Source organism: Hymenobacter amundsenii (assembly GCF_002204745.1).
In the GTDB taxonomy this organism is placed as follows: Bacteria; Bacteroidota; Bacteroidia; order Cytophagales; family Hymenobacteraceae; genus Hymenobacter; species Hymenobacter amundsenii.
Window position 1 is genome coordinate 82,230 of sequence record NZ_NIRR01000015.1, and the last position, 11,006, is coordinate 93,235.

General features: G+C 58.9%; 11 protein-coding genes. 6 read left to right on the forward strand and 5 right to left on the reverse strand.

Going from position 1 to position 11,006, the window contains the following annotated elements; genetic code table 11:
• Positions 1–180 precede the first annotated feature (180 nt).
• The 4 genes from CDA63_RS10740 (at position 181) to CDA63_RS10755 (ending at position 3,223) form a co-directional block, all read left to right on the forward strand.
• The gene (locus tag CDA63_RS10740; RefSeq protein ID WP_262490657.1) at positions 181–1,380 is read left to right on the forward strand and encodes an MFS transporter; all 1,200 of its coding nucleotides are present in this window, start codon (positions 181–183) and stop codon (positions 1,378–1,380) included.
• Between the two features lie 158 nt (positions 1,381–1,538).
• A complete protein-coding gene (locus CDA63_RS10745) occupies positions 1,539–2,465 on the forward strand; it encodes a hypothetical protein (protein WP_088464455.1) in 927 nt (308 codons plus the stop codon).
• 205 nt (positions 2,466–2,670) lie between these two features.
• The gene (locus CDA63_RS10750; protein ID WP_088464456.1) at positions 2,671–2,910 is read left to right on the forward strand and encodes a DUF433 domain-containing protein; all 240 of its coding nucleotides are present in this window, start codon (positions 2,671–2,673) and stop codon (positions 2,908–2,910) included.
• Positions 2,894–3,223 carry a DUF5615 family PIN-like protein gene (locus CDA63_RS10755; RefSeq protein WP_088464457.1) on the forward strand — a complete coding sequence of 110 codons (330 nt, stop codon included), beginning with the start codon at positions 2,894–2,896 and terminating at the stop codon, positions 3,221–3,223. The genes CDA63_RS10750 and CDA63_RS10755 overlap by 17 nt, the downstream gene beginning before the upstream one ends.
• A 241-nt stretch (positions 3,224–3,464) precedes the next feature.
• On the opposite strand, the gene CDA63_RS10760 is transcribed toward CDA63_RS10755, so the two are convergent.
• From CDA63_RS10760 to CDA63_RS10775, 4 genes are all read right to left on the reverse strand, one after another.
• Complete coding sequence (locus tag CDA63_RS10760) at positions 3,465–3,809, reverse strand: hypothetical protein (RefSeq protein WP_088464458.1); 345 nt, start codon at positions 3,807–3,809, stop codon at positions 3,465–3,467.
• Positions 3,810–4,005: 196 nt separating this feature from the next.
• Positions 4,006–6,237: a xanthine dehydrogenase family protein molybdopterin-binding subunit gene (locus CDA63_RS10765; RefSeq protein WP_088464459.1), complete on the reverse strand. Its 2,232-nt coding sequence runs from the start codon at positions 6,235–6,237 to the stop codon at positions 4,006–4,008.
• Positions 6,238–6,362: 125 nt separating this feature from the next.
• Positions 6,363–7,382: an FAD binding domain-containing protein gene (locus CDA63_RS10770; RefSeq protein WP_088464460.1), complete on the reverse strand. Its 1,020-nt coding sequence runs from the start codon at positions 7,380–7,382 to the stop codon at positions 6,363–6,365.
• 83 nt (positions 7,383–7,465) lie between these two features.
• Positions 7,466–7,999, reverse strand: a complete 534-nt coding sequence (locus CDA63_RS10775; protein ID WP_199797521.1) for a (2Fe-2S)-binding protein — start codon at positions 7,997–7,999, stop codon at positions 7,466–7,468.
• Positions 8,000–8,211: 212 nt separating this feature from the next.
• Between CDA63_RS10775 and CDA63_RS10780 the strand changes: the two genes are divergently transcribed.
• Positions 8,212–9,456 (forward strand): M1 family aminopeptidase, encoded by a 1,245-nt coding sequence (locus CDA63_RS10780; protein ID WP_126546815.1) that lies wholly within the window; start codon positions 8,212–8,214, stop codon positions 9,454–9,456.
• Between the two features lie 96 nt (positions 9,457–9,552).
• On the opposite strand, the gene CDA63_RS10785 is transcribed toward CDA63_RS10780, so the two are convergent.
• On the reverse strand, positions 9,553–9,852 hold the full coding sequence (locus CDA63_RS10785; protein ID WP_088464462.1) for a putative quinol monooxygenase: 300 nt from the start codon (positions 9,850–9,852) through the stop codon (positions 9,553–9,555).
• A 284-nt stretch (positions 9,853–10,136) separates the two neighbouring features.
• Here CDA63_RS10785 and CDA63_RS10790 point away from each other — a divergent pair, with 284 nt between their 5' ends.
• Positions 10,137–10,928, forward strand: coding sequence for a ThuA domain-containing protein (locus CDA63_RS10790; RefSeq protein WP_088464463.1), 792 nt, complete (start codon positions 10,137–10,139; stop codon positions 10,926–10,928).
• Positions 10,929–11,006: the final 78 nt, after the last annotated feature.

An 11,006-nucleotide genomic window follows, 5' to 3' on the forward strand; every position in this document is an offset into this window, starting at 1 on the left:
TCCAGCTTCGCGTACCGTTAAACGATGATTGAACAGGTAGGGTGCGAGGCTTGTCCCCGCCCGCCGGTGAACGGACCGGGGCCAAATCGTTGAACGGCGGGCGGGGGCGGGGGCAAGCCCCGCCCCTACGTCTCGCCTCTAAATAACTACTTTGCGGGCTCCTACCCTGCTCCCTTCTTCATGTCCCGCATTCTTCCCACCATCGTGCTGGCGCAGTTCGGCTGCACCTCGCTCTGGTTTGCCGGCAACGCCGTGGCCCCCGAACTGGCCGCCCGGTTTGGGTTGCCGCCGGGCTTCGTGGCCGTGCTTACCAGCGCCGTGCAGCTGGGTTTTATTGGGGGCACGCTCACGTTTGCGCTGCTGGCCGTGGCCGACCGATTTTCGCCTTCTCGGGTGTTTTTCGTGAGTGCCCTGCTGGCGGCGGGCTGCAACCTGGCCCTCAACGCCCCCGGCCTCGGGGCCGACGGGCTGCTGGCCTGCCGCTTCCTGACGGGCTTTTTCCTGGCCGGCATCTACCCGGTGGGCATGAAAATCGCGGCCGATTACTACGCGGCCGGGCTGGGCCGCTCGCTGGGGTTTCTGGTGGGGGCGCTGGTGCTGGGCACGGCCTTTCCGCACCTGCTGCGGGGCCTGAGCGCGGCCCTGCCCTGGCAAACCGTAACCACCGCCACCTCGGCGCTGGCGGCGCTGGGCGGCCTGGCCATGCTGGCGCTGGTGCCCGACGGCCCCCCACCGCCGCCCCGGCCTGCGCCTGCGCCCCGCCGCCCTGCTCGACGGTTTCCGCGAGCCCGGGTTTCGGGCGGCGGCGCTGGGCTACTTCGGGCACATGTGGGAGCTATACACGTTCTGGGCCTTCGTGCCAATGATGCTGACGGTGTGGCGGGCGGCGCACCCGGCGGCAGACGATGCCAACGGACCGCTGCTGGCCTTCAGTATTCTGGCGGTGGGGGCGGTGGGGTGCGTGGGCGCGGGGCTGCGTGGCCCAGCCGGCGCGGGGCCCGGGCGGTGGCGGCCGGAGCGCTGGTGCTCTCGGGGGCCTGCTGCCTGCTCTCGCCGCTGGTGCTGGGCGGGGCCGGACCGTGGTGGCTGGGACCGGCGTTTCTGGGCTTCTGGGGCCTGGTGGTAGTGGCCGACTCGCCACTGCTCTCGACGCTGGTGGCCCAGCAGGCCCCACCCGCCAGCCGGGGCACGGCCCTCACGCTGGTTACCTGCCTGGGGTTCGCCCTCACCATTGCCAGCCTGCAATTCACCAGCTGGCTGGCCACCCACGTGCCTGCGCCCTACGTGTACCTACCGCTGGCGCTGGGGCCGCTGCTGGGGCTGTGGGGGTTGCTTGGGCGGGGACGGGTGATAGTAGGAGTTAAGGTAGCTTCAGAATGAATGTATTAGTTATAAGATATTGGCTAACAGTAGCTAGATTGCGCTATTTAGTAGAGTACTGCTAGCGAATTGCCGCCACTGGCTGTCTTATATGAATGACATCACTGTAGATTTATAGCCAGTACTAAAGACAGACGAAAAAAATAAAACTCATAAATATGATTTTCCCAAAAGCAAAAAAGATAGCCAAAGAACTTGATTGGCACAGGACAAATAATGCTGTATTTGGGATTTACAAAGGCCTCTTTTTTAACGTTGGTGACGGCAGTTTGTTAAGTAATCCTCAATACAAGTATATAACTGTTACAGCCGATAACTTAACCGCAGATCAAAAACTTCAAATTAAAACAGAACTGGATAACAACAAGAAACTTTTAAAATTTTCCCATTTTGAAATTAATAACAATAGTGTATTCATTCAGTATTTCGAAAACCTGACGTACACTAAGGTCACAACGGTTTATTTATTGTTTGATTTTTTTGTTGATTTGTTCAAAAAAATCAACATTAAAGAGAATACAAATTGCCATAATTGCGAGATAACAGACAATCTAAGATACTATGATCTTAATGATAGTGGCACCATACTTTGCAATCCATGTTTCCAAGAGACAGAGAATATTTATTATGAAATTGAAAGAGAAAATCTTTCAGAAGAGAAAAATTATCTAACAGGGTTTTTAGGCTCTCTGTTCTTCTCAATTCCAGGAATCGTAGCTTGGGTGTTAGTTGCCTTATACTTAGACACACTTGCTTCTGCTATGGCAATTGTAATAGCCTTTCTTGGCATTAAAGGATATGAGTATTTCAAAGGAAGACACGGAAAACTAACTAAATATATAATTGTTCTTACCAATATAATAAGTATAATAATTGCAAATATAGCCACAGTCATTGGGTTGCTGATGAACGAAGGGTTAACAGTAAGTCAATCTTTTGGTGAATTAGAAATAAACGAATCTGCAAATGATTTACTTTTTGAAAATACAATGATTTCATTTTTATTGGCTTTATTTATTTGGATTTGGCTTTTATTTATTCTTAAAGACAATAAATTAACAATAAAGCTTGCAGATAAATTTTAAGATTTGATGTTCTATACAATACTTTTTCATAATAATAATAATGCAAAAATCATTAAAATCGATAATATTTGTAACGCAAAACGCCCTGCAGCCTTTCGGCTGCGGGGCGTTTTGCGTTGCGGGAAGCGGCAAGCGTTACAGCATCTTATCGAGCATGATGGGCAGGCCGCGGACGCTTTGAAGCCGCAATCCGTATCTTCCCCTCATGGATATCAAAGCCCTCATCACTATTGACCCTGACATTCTGGGCGGGCAGCCGGTGTTTGCCGGAACGCGGGTGCCGGTGGAGTCGCTGTTCGACCATCTGGAGGCTGGCGTGCCGCTGGATGAGTTTCTGGACGATTTCCCGACGGTGAGCCGGGAGCAGGCGGTGGCGCTGCTGGAAGTGGCAAACCGGCTGCTGACTTCCCGTAACATAGCGCAACTATATGAAGCTGCTGCTTGATGAGAATCTGCCGAAGCGGCTCCGGCAGGATTTTCCCGAACATGAGGTCTTCACCGTGCGCGACAAGGACTGGAACGGCATCAAGAACGGGGAGCTGCTGAAACTAATGGTGGCCGATGGCTTCGATGCGCTGCTCACATTTGACAAGAATTTGCAGCATCAGCAGAATTTCGCCAAGTACACGCTAACCGTGTTCGTGCTTACGGCTACAATTAATCAGTACCGAGTTTTAACTGCCCTTTCTCCTCAAATAAATGCGCGTCTGGCTGGTGCTGAGTGGCCGGTGGGGCCGGTAATAATCCGGGCTGATTAATACAGTCTTCGCAACGAAGCGGTAGAGATGTTTCGACAAAGGCCCCGCCCTCGCTAAGCATGACGTGCTGTTGCGCCATTCAACACACAAAACCGCCCCGCGACCTTTCGGCCACGGGGCGGTTTTGCATTACGGAAAGCGGCAACAGTTACAGCAGCTTGTCGGGCATAATGGGCAGGTCGCGGACGCGCTTGCCGGTGGCGTGGAAGACGGCGTTGGCAATGGCGGCCGCTACGCCGGGTTACTTGGGCAGCGAGGTGCTGGCCCCCGTGAGAGTTTCGCCGAGTTGAAGCAGCTTGGTTCTGATTTCTTCGTCCACGTCCTCGTCGGCGGCTCTGGTGGCAAGCTGCCCCAGGGCGTCGAGCGTGTGGGCAATATTGGCGCTATCGTTGGTGCTGATGTAGTCTTTCAGGTTCTTCAACTCCAGGGAAATTTCGCCCTGGCTACCGGGACCGTTCAGGTCGAGCATCCCAATCCAGCTATCAATCTGGTTGGCAGCTGGTGCGGCGGTGAGGCCGCCTTTAACGGCGTTGATGGCATCGTCGAGCGACTGGCCGGCAGAGGAAGGATTGTTGGAAGTTGACATATCAGATTGGGTTAGTGAAAGAACCCTATAGTTTACTGCTGCTGATTCGGAAAGGTTAGGCAAAATCACCCTTCCGCCCTCCCTGAGAGCACAGCGCCAATCCGTTAGCCCCCTGCATCATCCTTCTGCCCACAAAAAAACCGCCCCGCGACCTTACGGTTGCGGGGCGGTTTTGCATTGCCTGAAGTGGCGGCTGTTACAGCAGCTTGTCGAGCAGGATGGGCAGGTCGCGGACGCGCTTGCCGGTGGCGTGGAAAACAGCGTTGGCAATGGCGGCCGTTACCCCGAGCATGCCCACTTCGCCGATGCCCTTCACGCCCAGCGGGTTTACGATGTCGTCGTCTTCGTGCACAAAGATGACGTCGATGTGGGGAATATCGGCGTTGACGGGGATGTGGTACTCGGCGAAGTTGTGGTTCACGTAACGGCCGAACTTATGGTCCATGATGGTTTCTTCCATCAGGGCCATGCCCAGGCCCCACACCACCGAGCCCAGCACCTGCGAGCGGGCCGTTTTCTGGTTGAGAATGCGGCCGGCGGCCACGGCACTCACCACCCGCGTCACCTTAATGGTGCCCAGGTCCTCGTCTACCTCCACTTCGGCGAAGGCCACGTTGTGGGAGTGCAGCGAGTAGGGCTGTTGCTTGGCCATGTTGGGTTGGGCCGAGCTATCGGCTTCAAGCTGGGTTTCGCCGCTGGCTTGCAGCACGTCGCGCAGCACCACGGCCTGGTCGTGGTCGAGGCGCAGGCGCAGCTGGCCGTTCACGAACTCCACGTCGTCATACTTGGCGCCCTTCAGGGGCGAGTCGGCGGGTTTCTGGGCCAGCTTGAGGATTTTCTCGCCCAGCGCGTCGCAGGCATCTTTCACGGCCGTGCCCACCGAGGCGGCGGTCCAGGAGCCGCCCTGGATGGGGGCTTCGGGCTGGTCGGTGTCGCCCAGCTCGAACGTAACGGCCTCCAGGGGCAGGCCCAGGGTTTCGGCCGCAATCTGGGTCATGATGGTGTAGGTGCCGGTGCCGTTTTCGCCGGTGCCGCTGCGCACCGTCAGCTTGCCATCAGCCGATATAATGGCCTTGGCCGCCGACTTTTTCTGGGCGGCATCCCAGACGCCCCCACCCATGCCCATGCCCACCAGCTTGCCGTTGGCGCGCATCGAGCGGGGCTCCTGGGAGCGGGTTTCCCAGCCAAATTTCGCGGCGGCCTGCTGGTAGCACTCGCGCAGCTTCTTGCTCGAAAAGGGCTTGTCCACGTTCTGGTCGCGGTCGGCGTAGTTGCGCAGCCGGAATTCGAGCGGGTCGAGGCCGGCGGCGTAGGCCATTTCGTCCATGGCAACCTCCAGGCCCACGTTGCCCGAGGCCGCACCCGGCGCCCGCATATCCTGGGGCGAGTAAATGTCGAGTTTGGCCAGCTCGTAGCCCAGCTTCACGTTCTCGCACTGATACAGCATGCCCGACCAGTTGACGATGTTCTCGGTATAGTCCTCGAACTGCGAGGTTTCGTGCAGGGCGTGATGTTGTAACGAGGCCAGGGTGCCGTCGGGGTTGGTACCCATCTTCAGCAGCTGCAGCGTGTTGGGCCGGTGACCAATGCTGAACATCTGCTGGCGCGTGAGCGTGACGCGCACCGAGCGTTTGAGCTCCAGCGAAGCCAGCACGGCCATAAACACCGAGTACTGGGGCCGCAGCCCGGCGCCGAAACCGCCGCCCATAAACTGGTTCACGACCCGGCAATCTTCCTTTTTAAGGCCGAACACGCTGGTCAGGTAGTTCTGGACGTTGAAGACACCCTGGGTTTTGTCGTATGCAGTTATTTTGCCGTCGCCGCGCCACTCCACGGTCGTCGTGAACAGCTCCATGGGGTTGTGGTGCTGGGCCCCGTGGGCGTACTCGGCCTCGATGCTGTGGGTGGCATTCGCCAGAGCTTTATCGGGGTTGCCGCGGGGGGGCGGTGGCGGCTGGAAACCGGCCTTGCCTTTGCCCGGCACGAACCCTTCGGTGCGCTTGGCTTCCAGGTTGGTTTCGTGGGCCTCCTGCTCGTAGTCGATACGCAGCAAAGCGGCGGCGTAGCGGGCCAGCTCGAATGTATCGGCCACCACCAGGGCGATAGGCTGCTGATTGAAGGTGATATCGGGCGCGTGCAGGGGCCGGAAGGGTGAGCCGCCGGGGGCAATCTGGTCTTTATAGCTCTTATCGAGCCAGGCCAGATGCGGCACGTTCTCGTGTGAAAACACCTCCAGCACGCCCGGCAAGGCGCGCACCTCATCGGCATGAATTTTCAGGATTTTGCCCTTGGCGATAGGGCTGCTCACCACGTAGCCGTAGGCCAGGTCGGGCACGTTAAATTCGCCCGAGTAGTGCGCCGCGCCCGCTACTTTCAGCGGCCCGTCTACGCGGTTGGGGGCTTTGCCGATATGGTTGGTCTGGGTCATGATTCTTGATTTAAGCTGTTAGCTATTAGCTGATGGCTGTTAGCTTTCTGACTGATTAACAATCTAGTAGCAGTCTTACCGGAATGAAACTGCGGTTTTGCCTGCCGTCTACCTCACCCCCGGCCCTACTGGCCGCCCAAGTAAACGTCGCCGGCCACCTGCTGGCCTTCGGCGGCCTGCTTGAGGGCCCGCACGATGGCCCGGCGGGCCAGCTCAATCTTGAAATCGTTGGAGCCCCGGCCCACGGCGTTGGCCACCACATGGGCGGCCACGCGGCCGAAGGTTTCGGCGGTGGCGGGCTGCCCCTTCAGTAGCTGCTCGGCCGATTGGTCGCGCCAAGGCTTGTGGGCCACGCCGCCCAGGGCCAGGCGGGCCTCCGTGATGGTGTCGCCGTCCATTTCCAGCCCTACCGCCACGCTTACCAGGGCGAAGGCGTAGGAATGCCTGTCCCGGAGCTTGAGGTAGGCGAAGTGCTTGGCGAAGCCTTTTTCCGGCAAATCGAGTGAGGTAATCAACTCGCCTTCGGTTAGGGTATTATCCAGTTCGGGTTGGTCGCCGGGCAGGCGGTGGAAGTCCTCGAAGGCAATGCTTCGCTCGCCGTGGGGGCCGCTCACGCGCACGGTGGGCGCGAGGGCTGCCAGGGCTACGCACATATCCGAGGGGTGGGTGGCAATGCAGGCCTCACTGGTGCCCAGGATGCCACATACCCGGTTGAAGCCCCCAATAGCTGAGCAGCCCGAGCCCGGCTCCCGCTTGTTGCAGGGCGTGGCAATGTCATAGAAATAGTAGCAACGGGTGCGCTGCATGAGGTTGCCGCCGTTGGTAGCCGCGTTGCGCAGCTGGGGCGAGGCGCCCGCCAGAATAGCCTGGTTCAGCACCGGATACCGCGCCTTCACCTGTTCGTTCCAGGCGGTATCGGAGTTGGTGGCCGTGGCCCCGAGGCGCAGGCCGCCATTGGGCAGGTCTTCAATTTTGGAAAGCGGCAGCTTGGCCACGTTGACCAGATGCGCGGGCTGCTCCACGTTCATCTTCATCAGGTCAATCAGGTTGGTGCCGCCGCCCACGTAGGCCGAGCCGTCGTGGCCGGCCTTGTCGCGCACCGCATCGGCCACATCGGTGGCCCGGGAGTAGGTGAAAGGATACATTTCTTAGAAGTGAGATATGAGAGGTGAGAAGTAAGACGGGGCGTGGGAAGAAGCGACTACGGCGAGGCCGAAGGTCTAACCTCTCACTTCTCCTGTCTCCCTTCTGAGTCAACAACTTCTTTCACCGCGTCGAGAATACCAACGTAGGCACCGCAGCGGCAGAGGTTACCGCTCATCAGTTCCTTGATTTCGGCTTCGGAGTGGGCGCGACCCTCGTTGAGCAGGCCCTGGGCCGAGCAAATCTGGCCGGGGGTGCAGTAGCCGCACTGGAAAGCGTCGTGGTCGACGAAGGCCTGTTGCAGCGGGCTGAGGTTGTCGGGGGTACCCAGACCCTCAATGGTCGTAATGTCATCGTCCTCGTGCATCACGGCCAGCGTAAGGCAGCTGTTGATGCGGCGGCCGTTCACGAGCACCGTGCAGGCGCCGCACTGGCCATGGTCACAGCCCTTTTTGGTGCCCGTAAGGTGGGCGTACTCGCGCAGGGCGTCGAGCAGGCTGGTCCAGGGCGCGAGCTGCAGGGTTTGGGTTTGGCCGTTGATGGTCAGGCGCACCGGGCTGGTGGGCACCGGCGCGGGCAGGCCACCGCTGGCGGGGGCGCTGGTAAGTAGTTGCGACATAAGAAAAGAATAGAAGTGGTGGTGGAGCGGCAAGCGCTTGACAATGCCGATGCGCTGTTCTGGTGTACGCCCGCAGCTAGAGTAGCGTTATGCTTAAAGCCACATTCCCCCGCCACCCAAACCAACGAAGCAAGCGGCTAGCCGATTAGCCTGTCCGACTTGCGCCGTTGTGCGTAGTTTAGCAGCCGTATTGTATAGCCAAGTCTGTTTCCGTGAAATATCTACTCTTTCTATTGCTGGCGGCCCTTGGTGCCGCTGCCCCGGCCCGGGCCACCCCTATTCTGCAGGTTCACCTGCAAATCGAGCCGGCAACGCACACCTTCACCTGCCGCTACCGCTTCACCCTGCCCGCTTCCGATACGACATCGGTAGTGCGGCTGAACCTGAGTAGCCGCTTTAAGCTGCAACCAGTACTAGCCCCACGGGCTGAACAGGCACGCGCTGTGCCAGTGGTGTATGCGGGCGATTCGCTCCAGCAGATTCAGGTTCGCTACGCCCCCAACCCGCGCCAAAGCCGCTACATTGAGTTGGTCTATGCGGGTAGCATCAGTGAGACGAATTATACCAACCACGTAGCTTTTCTCAGCGGCCACAGCAACTGGCTGCCCTTCCGCCCCCTCCAGGAGTACGAGGTGCTGCCTTACCAGTTAGTGGTGCGGGTGCCGCCCGGTTACCAGGTTCGCAGCACCTCCCCGCCCAGCCAGCAAAAGGCTGGGCGCTGGACCTTTCGAGGCACAACCAGCGCCATCGAACTCACGGCCTTTGTGGCCAAGCAGTTCTATCCGGTCGTAGCCGCTACCGGCCCGGCCATTACGCTGCTTAAAACCGGCAGCCCGCCGGCCCGGCCCGATTCGGTCATGCTACGGCAGGCGGAAGCCGTTGCGGCGTTCTACAACCGCACTATCGGACGGCTGGATTCCATTGCCCGGTTCACCGTTTTCCTGCCCGGCACCAACAGCGAAGCGTACGGGCTGCTGGACAACGCCACCGTTATCACGTACGATGATTTTGATGTGGCGAAAACGGAAGACCTGCTGGTTATGGCCCACGAAATCAGCCATAAGTGGTGGGCCTACGGTTCCTTCCATGATGAAACCGACTGGCTTAACGAAGCCTTTGCCACCTATTCCAGCCTGCTTTACCTGCAAGCCAGCGGCGACGAAGCGAGCTACCAGAAGGAGCTTAGCCGCCTCGCGCAAACCACTCCTGGCACCCCACCGCTTTGGGGTTTCGACCGCTACGCGCACGAGTACCCCATGCACCGCCGCGTGATTTACAACAAGGGCACCGGCATCCTGCACGCGTTGCGCACCCGCATCGGCACCGAGCAGTTCGTGGCCCTGCTGGCCCAATCCGCCGCCCAGAAAACCAGCACCACCACGGATTTCCTGCAACTGGTGAAGCAGATAGCCGGGCCGGAAACCAGCGCTTGGCTACTGGCAGAGCTGAAGCGGTAAGTATCACTTGGCCCATAACGCAAAACCGCCGCCCGCTACCCGACCATAAGCAGGTCGCGGCAACGAGCGGCGGTTTTACTGAAGTATTAGCGGCCGCTACGCGCCCTTGGATGCCAGAATATCGAGCATTTCTACGGCCGGGGCCGAAGCGAACAGCTCAGGAGCCTGGGCAAACAGGGCCTCGGCCACCTTACCGCTCAAATGGGCCTTGCGGCCGGACTCATCGGCAAACGTATCGAAAATACCGAAGGTCGAAGGGCCCATCTGCACGCCGTACCAGGTGGCGGTATCGGGCTCCTGCTCCACCAGCGCCAAGCCGCCGCGCAGAAAATCGGCCACTTCCTGCTCTTTGCCGGGCTTGGCTTCGAGACGTACGAACAATCCTACTTTTACCATAAGAGTGGGGCTTAAAAGGGTAGACCTGTAGGACCGGCTCGATAGTAGAAGGTTTTGGGCGCTGCCTTTCGGCCTCCTGCTTTCGAGGGGCCAAAAGGCAGCGCCCGTTAGGTAGGCTAGCGTATAATCAGCCGCTTATATGGCATTAACTCATTCATAAATAGCTTTTTAAAAACCTATCTTACCAGAAAGACGGCCATCCCCCGCTCTCCAGACTTGGTGGAAAGAGCAAGCAAGTCCAGCAGTTCCGGGTACCCGAAGCTGAGCCTTAATCCCTGGAAAACATGAACACGCCCGTACTCCTGCGCCCCTACCTGCTGCTGCTGTGTCTGCTGGCCGCCGTTCTATATGGCTGCAACTCTTCCGAGGATGCTGCTGCGCCCGTCCCGGAGCCGTTACCGAAAGTGCTCGTCTTCTACAAAACGGCCGGGTTCTCTCACCCTTCTATCCCAGATGCCATTACGGCCCTCCGGCAGTTGGGGGCGGCCAACCGCTTCGGGGTAGACACGACCAAGGTGGCGGCCAACTTCACCCCGGCCGTTTTGGCCAAGTACAAAGCGGTTATTTTTCTGAGCACTACCGGCGACGTACTCAATGAGGTGCAGCAGCAGGCCTTTGAGCAGTACATTGGCGCCGGCAACGGGTTCGTCGGGATTCATGCCGCCACCGATACTGAGTATGACTGGCCCTGGTACAACGGCTTGGTGGGCGCTTACTTCAACGGCCACCCCGCCATCCAGCCGGCCACGTTGAACGTGGTGGATAAGAACCACGACGCCACGGCCTCCCTGCCCGACCAGTGGCAGCGGACGGATGAGTGGTATAATTTCCGGGACCTGTCGGCCGATGTGCGGGTATTGCTGACGCTGGATGAGCGCAGCTACTCGGGCGGTATGCATGGCAACGACCACCCCATTGCCTGGTATCACGGCTACCGGAGCGGGCGTGCTTTCTACACGGCCGGCGGCCACACCACCGAAAGTTACCAGGAGCCGCTCTTTAGGCAGCATCTGCTGGGCGGTATCCAGTACGCCGCTGGCCTCTCGAAGCGGGTGCTAGAGCCTGTTATGGACTAGTGGCTCGGAAAACGCCTTTTGCCAGCAAGAGTGTCGCAAAGGCCAGGAAGTGAAATTGCTGCATGGTCAGGGCTAGGC